At 25.1% G+C, this 20,844-nt stretch carries 18 protein-coding genes; 9 read left to right on the forward strand and 9 right to left on the reverse strand.

Annotated features, from left to right (window positions below; genetic code table 11):
- Window positions 1-78: 78 nt before the first annotated feature.
- The 3 genes from serC to lolA form a co-directional block, all read right to left on the reverse strand.
- Entirely contained in the window at window positions 79-1,182 is a 1,104-nt protein-coding gene (gene serC / locus U0T58_01455; protein ID XBC42076.1) for a 3-phosphoserine/phosphohydroxythreonine transaminase, read from the reverse strand.
- A gap of 109 nt (window positions 1,183-1,291) precedes the next feature.
- Window positions 1,292-2,587: a serine--tRNA ligase gene (serS, locus tag U0T58_01460; GenBank protein XBC42077.1), complete on the reverse strand. Its 1,296-nt coding sequence runs from the start codon at window positions 2,585-2,587 to the stop codon at window positions 1,292-1,294.
- A gap of 113 nt (window positions 2,588-2,700) precedes the next feature.
- Complete coding sequence (gene lolA, locus U0T58_01465) at window positions 2,701-3,267, reverse strand: outer membrane lipoprotein chaperone LolA (GenBank protein ID XBC42078.1); 567 nt, start codon at window positions 3,265-3,267, stop codon at window positions 2,701-2,703.
- 315 nt (window positions 3,268-3,582) lie between these two features.
- Here lolA and trxB point away from each other — a divergent pair, with 315 nt between their 5' ends.
- The 3 genes from trxB (at window position 3,583) to aspS (ending at window position 6,810) form a co-directional block, all read left to right on the forward strand.
- Window positions 3,583-4,551 carry a thioredoxin-disulfide reductase gene (gene trxB, locus U0T58_01470; protein XBC42547.1) on the forward strand — a complete coding sequence of 323 codons (969 nt, stop codon included), beginning with the start codon at window positions 3,583-3,585 and terminating at the stop codon, window positions 4,549-4,551.
- 83 nt (window positions 4,552-4,634) lie between these two features.
- Entirely contained in the window at window positions 4,635-4,853 is a 219-nt protein-coding gene (gene infA / locus U0T58_01475) for a translation initiation factor IF-1 (GenBank protein ID XBC42079.1), read from the forward strand.
- A gap of 217 nt (window positions 4,854-5,070) precedes the next feature.
- On the forward strand, window positions 5,071-6,810 hold the full coding sequence (gene aspS / locus U0T58_01480; protein XBC42080.1) for an aspartate--tRNA ligase: 1,740 nt from the start codon (window positions 5,071-5,073) through the stop codon (window positions 6,808-6,810).
- A gap of 125 nt (window positions 6,811-6,935) precedes the next feature.
- Here aspS and U0T58_01485 read toward each other — a convergent pair whose 3' ends face one another.
- Window positions 6,936-7,703 (reverse strand): iron chelate uptake ABC transporter family permease subunit, encoded by a 768-nt coding sequence (locus tag U0T58_01485; GenBank protein ID XBC42081.1) that lies wholly within the window; start codon window positions 7,701-7,703, stop codon window positions 6,936-6,938.
- Between the two features lie 51 nt (window positions 7,704-7,754).
- Entirely contained in the window at window positions 7,755-8,465 is a 711-nt protein-coding gene (znuC, locus tag U0T58_01490) for a zinc ABC transporter ATP-binding protein ZnuC (protein XBC42548.1), read from the reverse strand.
- Window positions 8,466-9,166: 701 nt separating this feature from the next.
- Between znuC and U0T58_01495 the strand changes: the two genes are divergently transcribed.
- The gene (locus tag U0T58_01495; protein ID XBC42082.1) at window positions 9,167-9,928 is read left to right on the forward strand and encodes a peptidoglycan DD-metalloendopeptidase family protein; all 762 of its coding nucleotides are present in this window, start codon (window positions 9,167-9,169) and stop codon (window positions 9,926-9,928) included.
- A gap of 31 nt (window positions 9,929-9,959) precedes the next feature.
- On the opposite strand, the gene pyk is transcribed toward U0T58_01495, so the two are convergent.
- A complete protein-coding gene (gene pyk / locus U0T58_01500; protein XBC42083.1) occupies window positions 9,960-11,399 on the reverse strand; it encodes a pyruvate kinase in 1,440 nt (479 codons plus the stop codon).
- Window positions 11,400-11,810: 411 nt separating this feature from the next.
- Here pyk and zwf point away from each other — a divergent pair, with 411 nt between their 5' ends.
- The 4 genes from zwf (at window position 11,811) to tsaB (ending at window position 17,460) form a co-directional block, all read left to right on the forward strand.
- Entirely contained in the window at window positions 11,811-13,277 is a 1,467-nt protein-coding gene (gene zwf, locus U0T58_01505; GenBank protein ID XBC42084.1) for a glucose-6-phosphate dehydrogenase, read from the forward strand.
- Window positions 13,278-13,776: 499 nt separating this feature from the next.
- Window positions 13,777-14,655, forward strand: coding sequence for a protease HtpX (htpX, locus tag U0T58_01510; protein XBC42085.1), 879 nt, complete (start codon window positions 13,777-13,779; stop codon window positions 14,653-14,655).
- A gap of 580 nt (window positions 14,656-15,235) precedes the next feature.
- Window positions 15,236-16,798 (forward strand): TerC family protein, encoded by a 1,563-nt coding sequence (locus tag U0T58_01515; GenBank protein ID XBC42086.1) that lies wholly within the window; start codon window positions 15,236-15,238, stop codon window positions 16,796-16,798.
- 5 nt (window positions 16,799-16,803) lie between these two features.
- Window positions 16,804-17,460, forward strand: coding sequence for a tRNA (adenosine(37)-N6)-threonylcarbamoyltransferase complex dimerization subunit type 1 TsaB (gene tsaB, locus U0T58_01520; protein XBC42087.1), 657 nt, complete (start codon window positions 16,804-16,806; stop codon window positions 17,458-17,460).
- Between the two features lie 147 nt (window positions 17,461-17,607).
- Here tsaB and minE read toward each other — a convergent pair whose 3' ends face one another.
- Genes minE through minC form a run of 3 tightly spaced genes read right to left on the reverse strand, consistent with a single transcriptional unit; the run spans window position 17,608 to window position 19,397 of the window.
- A complete protein-coding gene (minE, locus tag U0T58_01525) occupies window positions 17,608-17,859 on the reverse strand; it encodes a cell division topological specificity factor MinE (GenBank protein XBC42088.1) in 252 nt (83 codons plus the stop codon).
- A 2-nt stretch (window positions 17,860-17,861) separates the two neighbouring features.
- On the reverse strand, window positions 17,862-18,674 hold the full coding sequence (gene minD, locus U0T58_01530) for a septum site-determining protein MinD (protein ID XBC42089.1): 813 nt from the start codon (window positions 18,672-18,674) through the stop codon (window positions 17,862-17,864).
- Between the two features lie 21 nt (window positions 18,675-18,695).
- Window positions 18,696-19,397 carry a septum site-determining protein MinC gene (gene minC / locus U0T58_01535; GenBank protein ID XBC42090.1) on the reverse strand — a complete coding sequence of 234 codons (702 nt, stop codon included), beginning with the start codon at window positions 19,395-19,397 and terminating at the stop codon, window positions 18,696-18,698.
- A 487-nt stretch (window positions 19,398-19,884) separates the two neighbouring features.
- On the opposite strand from minC, the gene rsmC reads away from it, so the two are divergent.
- Window positions 19,885-20,838, forward strand: coding sequence for a 16S rRNA (guanine(1207)-N(2))-methyltransferase RsmC (rsmC, locus tag U0T58_01540; protein XBC42091.1), 954 nt, complete (start codon window positions 19,885-19,887; stop codon window positions 20,836-20,838).
- The last annotated feature ends 6 nt before the right edge of the window (window positions 20,839-20,844 follow it).

Consider the following 20,844-nt stretch of genomic DNA (forward strand, 5'->3'; position numbering starts at 1 on the left):
TATAAATTTCTCTAAACATAATTATTTAACTAAACAATATATTATAAAATCTTTAAATTTTTAAAAATATTGTCATATTTATTCATATTTCTTTTCAAAAATTTTCATAAATTTTATTAATTTCATTACACCTTCTATTGGCATAGCGTTATAAATAGAAGCACGTAATCCACCAATGACGTTGTGTCCATTTAAACAATGTAGTCCAAAATCATAAGATTCTTTTAAAAATAATGAATGAAGATTGCTATTTGCAATAGTAAATGTAACATTCATAAAAGAACGATTATGATTCATTACATTATTAATGTAAAAATCAGTACTGTCTATCATGTTATATAATAAATTTGCTTTTTTTTCATTAGATTTTTGAATGGTTTTTAATCCTCCTAATTTTTTCATCCACTCTAAAACTAGCCCTGATATATACAAAGAAAATGTAGCAGGAGTATTAAACATCGAATTACTTTTAGATAATATATTATAGTTTAGAATAGAAGGGCATACAATTTTTGGTTCCTTTAACAAATCTTCATGTACAATAACTATAGTAACTCCAGGTGGTCCTACATTTTTTTGTGCACTGGCATAAATAATACCATATCGTGTAATATCAATGATACGAGAAAACAAAGTTGATGAAAAATCACCTACTACAATGATATCATCCTTAAAATACGGTTCTTCATAAATGGCTATTCCTTCAATAGTTTCATTGGGACAATAATGAAGATATGTGTTATTAGTATTTATTTCCCAATTTTTAATAGAGCATACACAATGATTCCCATTTAATATTTTTCGAACATTAATAATGTTAGGAACACAATATTTTCTACTTTCTAAAGCTGCGCTATATGACCAATATCCACTATTAATATAATCTGGATTTCTACCATTGTTTTTTAATAAGTTCATAGGTATAGCAGAAAATTGTCCTCGTGCTCCACCGTGACAAAACAACACTTTATAATATTTAGGAACATTTAACAGATCACGTAAGTTATATTCTAAGCTTTCTATTACTGATGTGAATTCTTTGCTTCGATGACTAATTTCTAATATAGACTTTCCAGAATTCTGCCAATTACATAGTCCTAATTGTGCTGTTTTTAATATTTCTTTTGGTAACATAGCAGGTCCTGCGCTGAAATTATAAATCACATCTTTGTTTTTATCCATATATTATCCAATAATAAGTAAATCTGTATAACGTTTAAGTTATAATTAAATATTTAAAAAGATTATTACGTAAAGTTTAATTGATTTTCAATATATAAAAAATTATTTTTTATAAATACTTCAATCCTTTCATATAATTAGTTTGCAGTACTTTAGGTATTGCAATACGACCATCAGACGTCTGATAATTTTCTAAAATCGCAGCTAATGTTCTTCCAATAGCTAATCCTGATCCATTAATAGTATGTACGAAACAATTTTTATTTTTAATTTTTGAACGAAACTTTGCATATATACGACGTGCTTGGAAGTCTAACATATTAGAACATGAAGAGACCTCACGGTAAGAACTTTGTGATGGAAACCACACTTCTAAATCATAAGTTTTTGCAGAAGAAAAATTTATATCTCCTGCACATAATAATACTTTACGATATGGTAATTCTAATAAAATTAAAATTTTTTCTGCATGAGTTGTTAGTTCTTCTAATCTTTGCATAGAATCGTTTGGATGTACTATTTGAACCATTTCAACTTTTTCAAATTGATGCATTCTAATTAAACCTCGAGTATCGCGTCCATATGAAGAAGATTCTGAACGAAAACAAGGTGTGTTAGCTACTAACATTATTGGTAATTTTTTTTCTTCTAGTTTACAATTTTGAAATAAATTAGTTAATGGTACTTCTGCTGTTGGTATTAGTACATAATTATTATTCGCATTTGCCTTAGAAGGAAAAACTTGAGTATAAAATAGATCCATACTAAACTTCGGTAATTGACCTGTTCCATACAAACTAGATTCAAATACTAAATAAGGAACATAAGTTTCTAAATATTTATGTTCCGTGGTATGTACATCCATCATAAACTGCCCTAATGCACGATGCAATAAAGCAATGTTACCTTGCATGACAACAAATCGAGATCCAGAAATTTTAGCTGATGATATCCAATCAAAACCATTTATTTTATTACCTAATTCAACATGATCTTTTATTTTAAAAGAAAAATTATGTATGTATCCCCAACGACTCACTTCTTTATTATCTTTGCTATTAATGCCACTGGGAATCGAATCATCAGGAATATTTGGAATATGTGCTAAAAAATCTTGGATTTCTTCTAATAGAAACTTTAACTTTTTTTTCAAAAAAAATAGTTTTTCAATAACTTTATGCACTTCATTTTTAAGATCAGAACAATCTTGATTGACGTTATTTCTATCTCTTATAAGATTTGAAATAATGTTATGTTGTGATTGAAGATCTTCAGTTTGTTTTTGTAATAATTTTCTTTTTTTATCTAAAGAAACAAATTTTTTTGTATCTAAAATAAACCCTTTTCTTTTTAATTTTTGTGCAATATGATTAATATCATTGCGTAATAGTTTTATGTTTAACATATTTTAAGTTAATTTTGTGTTTTAAAAAATTATATTTAATTTGAATAATAAATTATTGAAGAAATTTTAAATATCAAAGTTCGTAAATTTAAGTTGACATGAATTATCGCATATTATCTTTGATCATCTACAGTTACACCTGGAATAGATGTAAAAACAAATTGATTTTTATCAAATTTTTGTAATTTTTGTTTATAAAATATAATAACATTTTTAAAATTATTTTTTTCGACAAATTGAATTTTCTTAATTACACTATTACTATTTATACAAATTGTATAATATTTTATTGTACTTACATCAATTTTTGGAAACAATGTAAAACAATCTTGTTTTTTAAAAATGTTATAATTTTTTAAAAATTTATTATTTTTTTCAGTAAAAAAGACAAAAGGAGTATTTTTAATTACATTTTTCATAAAAAAAATATTTACTTGATTAACTAAAGAGTCATAAAACCACATTGTTTTTGAATTAGAAATGATTTTAATTGGATTTGGATACATTAGATTCCAATTAAACCATCCAAGTTCTTTTATTCTTATTTCTCCAATTCCTGATTTTATAATTGTTCCCGATTTGTTAGTAACTTCTTGTTTAAATAACGAATAAAAATCATGTATGTTAAAAATTCTGTCTTCAAATTTGATGTCTTTTGCTAATAAACAAGGAACTTGCATGAAATTTAAAAAAAAAATAATAAAAGTTTAGAAATATTATTTATTATTTTATACATTTCTACTTTTTCCTAACAATTTAATTTATTTATCATATTACATAATTTTACACATAAAAAAAGATATTTATAAAAAGTCCTTTGTATTAAAGATCTTATTATACTTCTATATAGTAATATTTAAAGTTTAACATTTATGTTATATATTATAAAATTATATTAAAATTAATATTGCTTAATTTCATTTATTATTTTGTATGCTAAAATGATTTATAAAGTAGATTAAATTTTTAAAATTATTAATGAACTATTAATGAACATAAATACGATTCAACATAAAAAATTGATTATTATTGGATCTGGTCCTGCTGGATACACAGCAGCTATTTATGCATCTAGAGCCAATCTTTCTCCTGTACTATTTACTGGAATTAATCCAGGTGGTCAATTAACAAATACTAATTCAATTGAAAACTGGCCTGGAAATCCTCAAGTCATTACAGGAATGGAATTAATGAATAGGATGTATAATCATGCAAAATTGTTTTGTACTACAATTATTTTCGAAGAAATTGTTAAAGTAAATTTTAATATACGTCCGTTTCTGATTGTTAGTGATTCTAGTCAAAAATATACTGCTGATGCAATAATTATTGCTACAGGATCATCAGCAAAGTGTTTAGGTTTATCTTCAGAAGAAAAATTTAAAGGAAAAGGGGTATCTACTTGTGCTGTTTGTGATGGTTATTTTTACAAAAACGAACATGTTGCTGTAATTGGAGGAGGAAATTCCGCGATAGAAGAAGCGTTGTATCTTTCTAATATAGCAAAAATAGTTTATCTAATTCATAGAAGACATAATTTTAGTGCTGAAAAAACATTAATTTTGAAATTATTAAAAAAAGTAGAAGAAAAAACTATTATATTACATAAAAATAGTATAGTTCATGAAATTTTAGGCAATAAAAAAGGTGTGGTTGGGATACACATTGCTTCTAATAATGAAAATGAAGTTAAAACACAATATCATACAATTAATGTGTCCGGAGTATTTATAGCTATTGGACATTACCCTAATACAAAAATTTTTGAAAATCAAATTTCCATGAGTAATGATTATATTTCTATTAAATCTGGTATACATGGTAATTGCACTCAAACTAGTATCCCAGGAATTTTTGCAGCAGGAGATGTAACAGATCATGTTTATAAACAAGCAATTACTGCTTCTTCTAGTGGGTGTATGGCTGCATTAGATGCAGAAAAATATCTTAACAAATTATCATAGTTTATTCATCTTTAGATAATATGTTAAAATTTTTTGTGAATTCTATTTTTTATTAATATATATTGTTTTTAGAGGATAATTAAATGACTAAAGAAGATAACATAGAAATGCAAGGCATAGTTATAGATACTCTTCCTAACACTATGTTTCGAGTCGAATTAGATAATAAGCATGTTGTAATCGCACATATTTCAGGAAAAATGAGAAAAAATTATATTCGCATTCTTACAGGAGATAAGGTAACTTTAGAGTTGACACCTTATGATTTGAGTAAAGGAAGAATTATATTTAGAAGTAGATAATACTTTTCATAAATTAATAATACATTTATGTTGTAATATATATATTTTATAGCATTAATGCTTCATTGAATATCATTACATGATGAGTAATGCTTTAATATAACATTTACTTCAATGCATAATTATATTATAAACTATGTTTTAAAATTATAAATTATTTTTACGTTTTTATACAAAATTTACGTTTAGAACATTTATTTATGTAGGAATTAATAAAATGAGAACAAAGTATTGTGGAGAGCTAAATTTACATCATGTAAATAAAAAGGTAAAACTATGTGGATGGGTGAATAAGTATAGAAATTTAGGAAAGATGTTTTTTTTAGATATGAGAGATAGAACAGGAATAGTTCAAATAATTTTTCATAATTCATCTGAAAATTTATTTAAAAAAGCTATTAATTTAAAAAATGAATTTTGTATTCAAATTGTAGGAACTGTACAAGAAAGAAGTGAAAAAAACAAAAATTACAAATTGTTTACTGGAGAAGTAGAAGTACTAGCTTTTACATTAATTATTTTAAATCAATCAGAGTCTTTTCCTCTGGATTTAAATCATAAAAATTTTGATGAATTACGTTTAAAATTTCGTTATTTAGATTTAAGACGTTTACACATGATTCGTAATATGATAATAAGAAATAAAGTTACCACTTTAGTTAGATTATTTTTAGAAAAAAACAAGTTTTTAGAAATTGAAACACCTTTGTTAACTAGATCCACACCAGAAGGAGCACGTGATTATGTTGTACCAAGTCGAATTCACAAAAATAAGTTTTATGCTTTACCTCAATCTCCTCAGTTGTTTAAACAATTATTAATGATTGCTGGTATTGATAAGTATTACCAAATTGCTAAATGCTTTCGAGATGAAGATTTAAGATCAGATAGACAACCAGAATTTACACAAATTGATATTGAATCTTCATTTACAACAAGCAGCAAAATACGTAAAATTGTAGAAAGAATGATCAAAAAATTATGGAAAAAAGTGTTGAATGTAGATTTAGGAGAATTTCCAGTATTAACCTTCGATTATGTCATCCAAAAATATGGAACAGATAAGCCTGATTTAAGAAATCCTATCCAATTTATAAATGTTACTAACTTTTTAAAAAATTTAAATACTAAACTTTTTTGTGCATCCAATTTAAAAAAAAATAATTTAACTATTGCATTATGTATACCAGGAGGAGCTATTTTAAACAAAAATCAGTTAAAAAAATATAACGAGTTTATAAAAAAATATTCTAATCAAAATTTATTTTTTATAAAAAATATTAGTAACATACGAAAAAAAAATATAACTAGTACAATTTTTAACACGTTAGATGATTATACATTTAAGGAACTATGTAATCAAACTTCTGCAAAATATGGTGATATTATATTTTTTCTTTCAGATTCTAAACATTCAGTAAATAATGCCATGAGTCAACTAAGAATAAAAATTGGTAATGAATTAAAAATTACTAAAGAGAACAACTGGAAACCTACATGGATTATTGACTTTCCTTTATTTACTAAGAACAAATTAAATCAATACGTTTCTACACATCATCCTTTTACCGCACCAAAAAATAAAAATCATCCAGTATCAAATAAGAATTTGGAAAATGTTCTTGCAAATTCATACGACTTAGTCATCAATGGGTATGAAATTGGAAGTGGATCAGTACGAATTCACAATGAAAAAATTCAAAAGAATATTTTTAATATATTAAATATTGACGAAGAAATGCAAAAGAAAAAGTTTGGTTTTTTTTTAAAAGCATTGCGTTTTGGAACTCCTCCACATGCCGGGATCGCTTTAGGATTAGATCGAATAGTTATGTTATTAACGCATAGTGATAACATTAGAGATGTAATTGCTTTTCCTAAAACTACTGCTGCTTCTTGCTTAACTACTGAAGCACCTAGTCAACTCAATATTAATTTATTAAATACTTTCGTATAATTTGATAACTTTATTTTAATAAATAAAACGTACAACTAACTGCATATAAATACTTTATTTTAGAAGATATTTATAAATGATTACGTAAGTAATTAAAAAGTAAAAATTTAAATTTAAGACTTAACTCATTTTTTTACATTACTAAGTAAAAATATACTGGTTGAAAATAATACAATAGTAGGACTAGCAGGAATACTATAAAACGTTGAAAACATTATTCCCCCTGTGAGAGAAATCATCCCTATTAAAGTTGAGAGAATAGCCATCTTCTCTGGAGAAGAAGAAAAACGTTGTGCCGTTGCGGAAGGGATAAGTAACAATGATATAACAATTAAAGATCCTACAAATTTTATAGCGATACTAATAGTTACTGCAATCAAAAATGTTAAAATAAAATTAATTTTATTCGTGTTAATTCCATCTACTTTAGCTAAATCTGAATTGATGGTAACTAATAACATAAGATCCCAATATTTTAATAAAATAATGAAAATTGTTAGACAGCTAAAAAATATAATGATTAAATCAAAATAAGTTACTTCTAATAAATTTCCAAATAAATAGTTTGTAAAATGTGTTTTCTGAGTGTTTGATACTATATTCATTATTATCATACCTAATGATAATGAGCTATATCCTATAATTCCAAGAATAGTATCTAAAGATAAAGAAGAATTGTTTTCAAGCCAACTAACAAATATTCCAAATAAAAAAATAATAAAACATACTATATAAAATGGATGAATATTGAATAATATAGCACATGCAATTCCTAATAACGAAGAATGAGATAAAGTATCTCCAAAAGAAGACATACGACGCCAAATTATAAACGAACCCAGTGGACCAGTAACTATGGTCAATAATATACCTGACAACCATCCAAAAAGCATGAATTTACACATTATAAAAATTGTGTTCTCTCGATATTAAATCTAATGTATTTAAAAGTCATGATAATGATTATGCTGATGATGATATAAAGCTAACTTGTTTTTTTCTAAATGCCCAAAAATGGCAATAAATTTTGAATGTTTTGAAACCGATTCTGGAGAGCCTGAACAACAAATATGTCTATTCAGACAAATAACTTCATCTGTATTAGACATCACCACACTTAAGTCATGTGATACCATTAAGATAGAACATTTTAATTCAATTTTAATTTTATTAATTAACTTATAAAACATAGTCTGACCTAAAAAATCAATACCTTGTGTAGGTTCATCTAAAATTAATAATTGAGGATTATTTAATAATGCGCGAGCTAATAATACTTTTTGTATTTCTCCATGAGATAGTTGCTTTAAAGGAATATCTTTTAAATGAATAGCATTTACATATTTTAGTACATTTAAAATAGATCTTTTGTTTTTAAACAAACTCATAAATTTATTAACGGTTATAGGAAGAGTTGTATTAAAATTTACTTTTTGTGGTATATATCCAATACGTAAGTTTTTATTGTATGTTACTATACCTTGATTTGGTTTTAACAATTTTAATATTACTTTTACTAACGTTGATTTTCCTGCACCATTTGGACCTATTAACGTTAAAATACAATTAGAGATTAAATTTAACGAAATATTGGAAAGGACGTTTACATTATTGAAATTTACTGAAATATTTTGTAGAGAAATAAATAATGACATATCTGACAATATTATGTAAAATTACCAATATAGTATACTATCATAAAATAGTATTATTCTAAACAAAAAACAGAAATTAAAATAAAATAACTTTCGCAACATTAATCATAAATTTATAAAATATTATTTTTTAGTTACATATTTATAATTTTTTAAAAACTAAATAAAATTAGTTTTTTTAAAAACAAGAATATATATTTATATTATAATATATTATTTCGATAGTAAAAACATATAGGAAAAAAAGTGTTATATATATGTAAAAATATTCTACTAGTTTATTTAAAAAAATTTTCTATATCTTTATTAAATTTTTTTTTGATTATCGTTTGTGAGATTATATGCATCAATTGTAGTACTAAAACTTGTAATTATTACATTGAACTAAAAAATATAAATAGTAACTATTTTAAAAACAATTTTGTTCTAAAACATTCAATAACTGATATTAATTCTAAGTTCCTTGATTATACAAGAAAACATAATTTTTCAATGTGTTTTAACAATCACATATTTTTAGATCGTTTTAATAATTATTGTGCTACTAATAAAAAATTAAACTATTCACATATATTAAACATATTTCAAAAAAAAAATCCTGCTTATATCAATCATTTGCACATAACATAAAATTTTTTTACAACAAAATGTTTGTTTATAATATACAAAAGTATTGTGAATATTTAAATGTTAGAGAAACATTGTACAATAACTTTATACAAAGTATTAAACGTTATGGATTAGATATAGATGAGATCACAAACGTAATAAATGTTATAAAATATCAAATTTATTATCATAAATTAAATAAGAATAACACGTTTAGTATTTTAATTAAAAAAAATATATTTAATAGAAAAATTTATAAAAATAAAATTATAGGTTTTAAAATATGCCATAATAGTTCTAATTACTATGGTTTTCTAGCAAATAATGGAAAATTCTATGATATTACAGGACATAATTTAGCAGAAACATTCTTAAAATTTCCATCTTTAAAAAAATATCGTATCTCTTCTAGTTTTAATCCACATAGATTAAATCCAATAACAAAAAAAATTTCTTCTCATCAAGGAGTAGATTTAGCTATGCCAATAGGCACTCCAATTTTATCAATAGGAAGTGGAGAAATAATAAAAACTAAATATAGTTCGATAGCAGGAAAGTACGTCACAATCAAACATAATGTTCAATACATAACTAAATATATGCATTTAAAAAAAATATTAGTTAAAGTAGGTGATAAAGTAAAAAAAGGAGAAAAAATAGGAATTTCTGGAAACACGGGTCGTACGACTGGACCACATTTACACTATGAAATATGGTTAAAAAATAGAGTTATCGATCCAGAAAAATTAGTAATTTTAGAAAAACTATCGGGAAATAATTTAAAAATATATCTAAAATCTTTGAAAAATATAATTTTTAATCTTAAAAAATGTAGTTCAAATTATGAATTTTAAATTAAATTATTTGAAATGTTATTATTTTAATTTATACTCTTAAAATTCTACTAGTATTCGTAGTTCCAACTTTTCCCATGATATCTCCCTGAGTAATAATGACTAAATTACCTTCATTTAAAAAACCCTTGTGCTTTAATAATAAGATTGCGTCGTTAGCTGCTAATACACCTGAGTTTTTACTATTAAAAAAAATAGGGGTAACTCCACGATATAAAGAAGTTAATTTCAATGTTTTAATATGAGAAGATAACGCAAAAATAGGAAGACCAGAAGTAATTCGAGATGTCATTAAAGCTGTTTTTCCTGACTCTGTCATAGTAATAATGGCAGTAATACCACTTAAGTGATTAGCTGTATACATAGCTGACATAGCAATTGCTTCTTCAATATCGTAAAATTTATCATTGATTCGATGACGAGATACATTAATGCTTGGTACTTTTTCAGCTCCTTTACAAATTTTAGACATGATTTTTATTGTTTCAATTGGATATTTTCCAGAAGCTGTTTCTGCTGATAGCATTACTGCATCACTACCATCTAAAACAGCGTTAGCGACATCCATAACTTCTGCTCGAGTAGGCATAGGATTTAAGATCATTGATTCCATCATTTGCGTCGCTGTTATTACTACTCTATTTAATTGTCTAGCACGTCTAATTAAGATTTTTTGAATCCCTACTAATTCTGAATCACCTATTTCTACACCTAAATCACCTCTTGCAACCATAATAGCATCTGATGCTAATATAATATCGTCAATAACGTTGTGATCGGCTACTGCTTCGGCTCGTTCTATCTTAGCTATTATTTTTGCTGAACTACCGAATTTTAATGCTAAATTGCGTGCCATGTGTAAATCTTCACTACATCTAGGAAAAGAAATAGCTAAATAATCAACTCCAATTTCAGATGCAATTTCAATATCTTGTTTATCTTTTTCAGTTAAAGTTTTAGCGGAAAGTCCTCCTCCTAACTTATTAATACCTTTATTATTAGAAAGAACTCCTCCTATGACTATTTTTGTAAATATTTTATTTTTAGTAGTATTTATCACTTCTAATTGTATTCTTCCATCATCTAATAACAAAATATCACCTTGAGTAACATCATTAGGTAATTTTTTATAATCTATTCCTACTTGTTTTTCGTTTCCTAAATTTAAACCTAAAGTCGCATCTAATATAAATAAATTCCCTGAAATAAGTAATACTTTATTCTTCTTAAATGTTGAAATACGAATTTTTGGACCTTGTAAATCACCTAATAATGCAATATAAACGTCTAATTTTTGCATAATATTTTTTGCATTTTTAGCTCTAATTTTATGTTCTTCTTTTGTACCATGTGAAAAATTTAATCGAATGACATTCACGCCTGCTCGAATCATCTCTGTAAGAACAGAACTATTATCTGTAGATGGACCTAAAGTAGCAACAATTTTAGTTCTCTTAAAACAACTTTTCATAATTTTCTCGTTTTTAATTACTTACTATGTCGTATAGCAATTCAACTTACAATAAAAGATATTAAAATACATATATAACTTTAACATTATTAATTAAAATAGAAACATACAATATATTAACATTAACTAATTTTTAAAATGTTTTATAATATATTTCAATTATAAAAATTTTAAGTTCTATAAATAGAAATTGAACAATTTTATTTTTTGTTTGGTATAATATTAATATATATTATTATTGGTATTAAATAAATAGTCACCAATTTTATTATTATACGTAAAATACAAAAACTTTATACAAAACAACTTTAAAAAAGTCTTATTAAAAATACAAAGATTAAAACAATTTTAAGATTAAAACATAATAGAATTATAATTGTTTAGCATTATAAAATAACCAGGAAAATAGTTATGAAAGACATGAATATAATATGTGACTTAGTTATTTTTGGTGCAAAAGGAGATCTTGCTCGTAGAAAACTTTTACCTTCTTTATATCAATTAGAAAAAATAAATAAATTATCAAAAAATATGAGAATTATTGGTGTTGGACGTGCTAATTGGGATAAAAAAAATTATTTAGCTATAGTACGCGACTCATTAAAAACATTCATGAACGAGAAGATAGAAGACAGTGTATGGAACGTATTTTCTCTTCGTTTAGATTTTTGTAATTTAGATGTGAATGACACTCATAGTTTTTTAAAACTAAAAAAAATGTTTTATCAACCTAATAATTTAATTATAAACTATTTTGCAATGCCTCCAAATACCTTTAGTGCTATTTGCAAAGGATTAGGAGAAGTACATTTAAACCTTGAACCTGCACGAATTGTAATAGAAAAACCATTAGGAACTTCTTTAAAAACTTCTAAAAAAATAAATGATGAAATTAGCAAATACTTTAAAGAACATCAAATTTTCCGTATAGATCATTATCTTGGAAAAGAAACAATATTAAACTTGTTAGCCTTTAGGTTTTCTAATTCTCTTTTCTATTATAACTGGAATAACAATTTTATTGATCATGTACAAATAACTATTGCAGAAGAAATAGGAGTTGAAGGAAGAAAAGAATACTTTAATAGTACAGGTCAAATTCGAGATATGGTACAAAATCACTTATTGCAAATACTAACTATTATTACGATGTCTCAACCTATAAGTTTAAATTCCAACAATATTCAAGATGAAAAAGTAAAAATTTTAAAAGCATTGCGACCATTTAATACTTATGATACTTGTAAAAAAATAGTATTAGGTCAATATTCTTCTGGTATAATAAATGGAAATAAATTACCTTCATATTTAGATGACATAGGAAAGAATATACATAGCAATACTGAAACATTCGTATCAATGAAAGTAAATATTGATAATAAACAATGGTATGGAGTTCCATTTTATCTTAGAACAGGAAAAAGATTACCTAAAAAATGTTCAGAAATAGTTATCTTTTTTAAAGACATTCCAATTAATATTTTTAATAACTGTCATTACGATTTACCTAAAAATAAAATAACTATATTTTTACAACATAAAGAAGGAATAAAAATTCAAATTCTAAATAAAGTGCCAGGATTAGAATCTAGTTATAATCTGGATATAACTAACTTAAATTTCAATTATTCTCAACACTTTAAACAATTGAAATTATTTGATGCTTACGAACGATTATTATTGGAAAGCATTAGAGGCAATCGTTCTTTATTTGTAAGAAGAGACGAAGTAGAATTAGCATGGAACTGGATTGATTCAATTTTAAATTCTATAAATTTTCAAAAAAATCCATTATATTTATACCCTTCTGGTACTTGGGGGCCTAATTCATCTCATGAAATGATTAAAAAAGATGGCTATAAATGGAACAAATGCTAAAATTTAACATTTTTGTTACAATTTTAAAATAATGTAATATAAAAGTATTTTATCATTTTAGATGGTAATATTTATATCTACTATTTATTAAAAATATGCATTATATCGCAATAAACATTATCAATTTATCGTTAAAATGTAATGATTATACATGTGATATTTTCATAGTTCAATATATAATATGCCAATAACTTCTTTAGTTCTAACATAATTTTATTAATAAAATTAACATTAATTTTTAAAATTTACACAACATTATATTGAAACATCTTTAAAATATTGAATTTTAGTTTTTATGCAAAATAATTTTCAAATTTTATTATTATAAACTTTGCTAGTGTTATTTTAAATAATTAATAATAAAATTTATAAATTACATATACATATCAATTGCAGTAGATTATCATAAAGTACATTACTAAAAGTGCTAAATACTAAATTATCGTCTAAAATATATACAAAATTGATTTTTAATAAAAACAAGTTCAGGAAAATAGTTATGATACGTATAATTCTTTTTTTACTAACTAATTTAGCTGTTATGTGTATTTTTGGTTTTATTTTAAGCATTACAGGAATTAAATCTGAAAGTATGTATGGATTACTAATTATGTCTACTATATTTGGATTTGGTGGTTCTATAACATCATTGTTCATGTCAAAATGGATTGCTTTACGATCTGTAAATGGGCAAATAATTCGTTATCCAAACGGTAATACTGAAAATTGGTTAATTAATACTATTAAATATCAGTCTAAAAAAGTAGGTATTCAAGCACCAGAAGTCGCAATATATTGTGCTGCTGATATAAATGCGTTTGCTACAGGAGCAAGAAGAAATTCTGCATTAGTTGCTGTATCTACTGGTTTGTTAGATAACATGAGTAAAGATGAAGCTGAAGCAGTATTGGCACATGAAATTACTCATATAGCTAATGGTGATATGGTTACCATGACTTTATTACAAGGAATAATAAATACCTTTGTAATATTCGCGTCTAGAATTGTTGCTCAGATAGTATCACACATTTTTTCAAACGATAAAAACGAAGATAATAACTACAATGGAAATACATGGACATATATAATTACTTCTACTATCCTAGAATTAATTTTTGGAATCTTTGCAAGCATAATAACTATGTGGTTTTCTAGATATCGTGAATTTTACGCCGACGCTGGATCTGCAAAGTTAGTAGGAAAAAATAAAATGATTGCGGCGCTAAAAAGACTTAAATTAAGTCGTGAACCTCAAGAATCTAGTAGCATGATAGCATTTTGTATTAACGGAAGGTCAAGTAATTTTTTAGATTTGTTTATGTCGCATCCATCATTAGAACAGCGTATCAATGCTCTTTACAATCAAAAATATATGTAAACTATATCTATAATAATTTTCATTTTTAAAACAAACAATAGTATTTGTATGTCATTATTTATTTGAATAACAACATATTATATAATAATTTTAACTATTAAACACATTAAAAAAAATTATTTTTATATATTTTATGATTCTTTAATGCAAAAACACTATAATATTATAAAAAATAGAGTTTCATTTATTGAAATATTAAAGACATTAAGTACTATTGAAGTATGAAAACCATAATAGCGTATAGTTAAGTATTTAAAAATAAAAAATTGAGATCTTTTAAACTAATATGTATTATCATTACATGATTTCAATACAAAAAATTGCTTATTAAGTATAAATTGTTAATATCTTTTCTGTAAAAAAATGATATTAACTTAAAAATTGTGATATGAAAATCGTTGTATGCAATAAACTCTACAAGACTTTTGTTTTTAAGCATTCTACATCTAAAGAACTAAACATAAAGAACTTATATAAATTAAGTTAAATTACAATATTTATGATTAGTTATTATTAATGATAAAATTGTTATTGATTCAAAATAGAATTTTTTCTGTCCTATTATTTTACGGAGCTTCTAATGGAACTTTTTTTAGATCCGTCAAGCTGGGCAGGTCTGTCAACATTAATTATATTAGAAGTAGTGTTAGGTATTGATAACTTAGTTTTCATAGCTATACTATCAAAAAAATTACCACCATGCAAACAAGATAAAGCTCGTTTAATTGGATTAAGTTTAGCACTTTTAATGCGATTAAGTTTACTTTCACTTATGTCATGGATGGTAACTTTAACATCAACAATAATTAGTAATGAGTATTTTTCATTCTCAGGACGTGATTTAATATTACTATTTGGTGGTTTTTTTTTGCTATTTAAAGCAACTATAGAACTACATGAAAGATTAGACAATAATATACACCAGGATGAAAATGATAAGAACTACGCTGGATTTTGGACTATAGTAATTCAAATTGTAATTTTAGATGCTGTATTTTCTCTAGATTCCATTATTACTGCTGTAGGTATAGTAAATAATTTACCTATTATGATGATTGCAGTAATTATTGCTATGGCTTTAATGTTAATAGCCTCCAAACCTTTAATAAAATTCATTAATTTGCATCAAACAGTAGTAGTCTTATGTTTAAGTTTTTTATTAATGATAGGATTTAGCTTAGTATCAGAAGCACTAGGATTTTTTATACCAAAAGGATATTTATATGCTGCAATCAGTTTTTCTATTATCATAGAGTTATTTAATCAAATTGCACGCCGAAATTTTATTCGACATCAATCCAGGAGACCTATGAGACAGAGAGCTGCAGAAGCTATATTAAGATTAATGATTAGAGATCAATTTAAAAATGCTACTGTAATTCCTATAATGAACGATAAAGAAAAAAACACTTTATATAAAACATCTTCTTCAGATACGACAGAATTCCAAGAAGAAGAAAGATATATGATCAATAGCGTACTGACTTTGGCTGTTCGATCAATTCGAAGCATTATGACTCCTAGAAGTGAAATTTCTTGGGTCGATATAGAACAACCTATTTCCAAAATTCGTACACAATTATTAGACACTCCTCATAGCTTGTTCCCTGTCTGTCAAGGGAAACTTGATGAAGTAATAGGAATTGTGCGAGCTAAAGAACTATTAATAGCAATAGAAAACCAAGTAAATATAGTAAAGTTTTGTTCCGCTATTGCCCCAATAATTATACCCGATACCATTGATCCAATTAATTTAATGGGGGTATTAAGACGTTCTAAAGGGAGCTTAGTCATCGTAACTAATGAATTTGGCGTAGTTCAAGGTTTAGTTACACCATTAGATGTTTTAGAAGCTATTGCTGGAGAATTTCCAGATGCAGATGAAACTCCTGATATTATTATTGAAAAGGATAGTTGGCTAGTAAAAGGTGGAACAGATTTACATTCTCTACAGCAATGCTTAAATACTACTAATTTAGTCCATAAAGACAATGATTATGCATCTCTAGCCGGATTATTAATTGCACAAAAAGGACAACTACCTTTACCAGGAGAAACAATTTATATTCGTCCTTTAAAATTCTATATTGTAGAAGCAACACAATACCGTATTAATTTAGTACGAATAACTAAAATAAGATAAAAAATATGTCTGAAACTATCTTAGCATTCGATTCTTCGATGTCCAACTGTTCTGTCGCAGTATTACATAAAAATAATGTTTATAGTAAAAATAAAATATGTAATAAAAACCAAACTAAATATATTTTACCTATGATAAAACAAGCATTAGAAATCAATTCTTTAAACTTAAATGAAATAAGTGTGATAATCATTTCCAAAGGACCAGGGGACTTTATAGGAATCAGAACAACTATTGCTGTAGCACAAGGTTTAACATTAGGGTTAGATATTCCAATTATTGCGTTTTCTACTATATCAATAATGGTAGAACAAGCTTGGAAGAAGTTTAAAAAAAATAAGATATTAATTCTTTTAAAAAAAAATAACACACAAGTATGTTTCATACAATATGTTAAAAATAAGGAACATCTTGGAATAGATAAAAAATATGTACAAATACTTGCTATTGAAGAAACAGCCAAGAAACTTTTGACTTTAAACGATTCGTGGATAATAATTGGAAACTGTTTAAGTTTATTTTCAAAAAACATTTATAAAAATTTGATATTTACCAATATTTCATTTCCGCAATCAAAATTTATTATTTCTTTATATTTATCGTATAAAAACTGTCAAAAACATAATCTATTCCACAATATATCTCCAATTTATTCTTTATAAAATAATACATTTATGTAGTTCTCTATATAAAAATTAATTGAGTTTACTAAAATATACATCTATTATCCAGAATCACAATTCTGGATTAATAAACATTAATCGTTAAAAATATATTTATTAATAAACATTAACATGTTTATATGCTACTTACTCTGGAATAGTAACATTTAGTTCTAGTATAGAAATATCTTTTCCCTTATGATCTAATTGAACTGAAATCATTTTTGGATCTATTTTAATATATTTACAAATTACTTGTAGAATTTCTCGTTTTAATTCAGGAAGATAATTTGGTTCGTCATCTTTTTTTCTACGCTCAGCGACAATAATTTGTAATCTTTCTTTTGCTATATTAGCAGTATTTTTTTTTCGAGATAAAAAAAAATCTAATAAAGCCATATTTATCTCCTAAATAACCGTTTTAAAAAACTTTTTTTTTCTTCTTTAATAAATCTGAAAGGAATATTGTTACCTAATAAACGATTTACAGTATCATAATATGCTTGCCCAGCATGAGATTTTGAGTTCAAAATTATAGGTTTTCCTTGATTAGAAGCTGTTAAGACCGAAGAATCTTCAGGAATTACCCCAATCAATGGTATTCTTAAAACATCTAACACGTCTTTTGTACTTAACATTTCTCCTCTATTTACTCTAATTGGATTATAACGAGTTAATAGCAAGTGTTCTTTTATAGGATCACATTTATTTTTTGAACGTTTGGACTTCGATGCAATAATACCTAACATACGATCAGAATCTCTTATGGAAGATATTTCGGGATTTGTAGTGACAATTGCTTCATCTGCAAAGTATATTGCTAAGATTGCTCCAGATTCTATCCCAGCTGGTGAATCACAAATAATAACATCAAAACCCATTTCGATCAGTTCCTGAAACACATTATTTATACCTAATTTTGTTAACGAATTTTTATCTCTGGTTTGAGATGCCGGAAGAATAAATAAATTATCTGTTCTTTTATCTTTAATTAGTGCTTGATTTAAATTGGCGTCTCCATTAATTACATTTATAAAATCATACACTACCCTACGTTCACATCCCATAATTAAATCTAAATTTCGTAATCCTATATCAAAATCAATCACTATTGTTTTTTGCCCTTTTTGTGCGAAACCTGTTGCTAAAGCTGCACTAGAAGTGGTTTTTCCTACACCTCCTTTACCTGATGTCACTGCAATGATACGCGTCATACATTACGTTCCTCAATGATTTTAATCGAGTTTTAAAATGTTTAATTTTCCATTTTTTATATAAATTCTAACACTGTATCCTATTAAGTTCGAAGAACATTGATCGATCAACAAATATTCTCCTGCAATAGAAATTAGTTCTGCAAAAAAGTTTAAACAAAATATTTGGCATGTAATATCTCCTTTAGCTCCTGCTAATACTCTGCCTCTCATACTTCCATAAACATGAACATTACCATCTGCTATTACTTCTGATCCTGGATTTACATTACTAGTAATTATTAAATCAGAATGAACAGCATAAACTTTTTGTCCAGATCTAATAGGAAAATCAATAATTTTAGTTTTCTTGTTATTACTTAAATGAACAATATTATCGTTATTGCACTGACATCGATTAACATAACAAATTAACTTTTTTTCTTTAGATAAAATCGGTAATCCAGATTTCATAATTATGTTTTTAAAAACTTCTCCGTAACAACCACGGATTCCCAAAATATGAAAGTTAAATGAAACAAACAGTTCTTTTATGTTATTCCAATTTTCTATACTAGATAATTTCGTGATGTCAATTACTATAGGTAAATTTTTGAAAAAATTAGGAGATATTTTAACCTTTTTATTTAATTCTTTACGTATTAATATAATTGAATTAGTATTTAAATAAAGAACCAACATTTTAAAAACATTTTCTTTTAATTCAAATGGTAAAATTTTCATTATTTTAAGCGATACTTAAGATGTTAAAACGTTGTTAATTCTTTTGCTATAAAAGTTTTAAATAATTTCCAATTTTATTTAAATAATGTTTTAATATTTGAATACTAAACGGCATATCATAGAAGTAACCATGTTTTATAAACTAATATGTTGCTATTTTAATTACAATAATTTAAAAATTTCAGTTAAATAGAACTTTAAAAGATAAAACACTTATATTCTTACTCATAAGTCATATATGCACATAATATATGTACTCCATTTTGTTAAAACATTATCTAAATAATTTTACGAAGCAAAAATGCAAAATTTTATAAAAACATTTTTATAGACTATTATAATAGTATCATAGAAAAATATATAATATAAAATATATTATTTCAATATATAATTGAATTAGTTATTAAAATAAAAAAACTATGAAATTATGACGAACACAAATAAACTTTTTTTAAAAAACATACATTTGTTTCAAAAAAAAATGTTTATGTCAGGAAACATAAACAGTGAGTTATATCTAAATAAATTGAATCAAAACGTTGTAATATATACTCAACACTTTAATAATTGGTTCAACTTAAAAAACACAAAACACGTAGTAAAATTTGTTTTATTAGAAGAAAAACAAATCATTTTAAATACTGACACTGTATTATATTTCTGGCCAAAAGATAAAATTGAAGCTACATTCCATTTAAAATGGATCTTCTCGTTATTACCTAAAAAAAGTTCTATTTTTTTAATTGGAGAAAAAAATAGTGGAATAAATACTGCTCAAAATTTATTGAAAAAGTGGATAAAATTAGAAAAAATAGACTCTGCAAAACATTGTCTTCTATTTTTTGGAAAAATAATTGTAAGGCCTAAATTTCAATTTAATAAATTTATATACAATAAAACATGGAATTTCATTAATATAAAAACTATACCAGGAATTTTTAGTTACAATAAAATTGATGCAGGTTCTAAATTATTAGCATCTACGTTTACAAAATTGATAAAAGGAAATGTATTAGATATAGGATGCGGTTCAGGAATATTATCAGCATTACTAGCTAGACACTCAAAAAAAGTAAAACTGACATTGATAGATACAAACATAGCTGCACTAGAATCCAGTCGTCTTACTTTAAAATCTAATAACATTAAAGGGGATATATTTCCAAGTAATGTCTACTCAAATGTTCATAAAAAATTTAATTTGATTATGTCAAATCCTCCTTTACATAACAACTTAAAAATAAACTTAAACTGTATAAATACTATAATTACTAATTCAATGCAATATTTAAAATTAGGAGGTGAAATAAGAATTGTAATTAACTCAAACGTTTCTTGTCGCTCACTTTTTAAAAATACTTTTTCTAAATACAATATATTAAAAAAAAATATTAATTTTAAAGTATATCAAGCATATAAAGAACGTTGCGCACTAACATAATAATAT

This window comes from Buchnera aphidicola (Meitanaphis elongallis), assembly GCA_039830015.1.
Taxonomy (GTDB): domain Bacteria; phylum Pseudomonadota; class Gammaproteobacteria; order Enterobacterales; family Enterobacteriaceae; genus Buchnera_B; species Buchnera_B aphidicola_AU.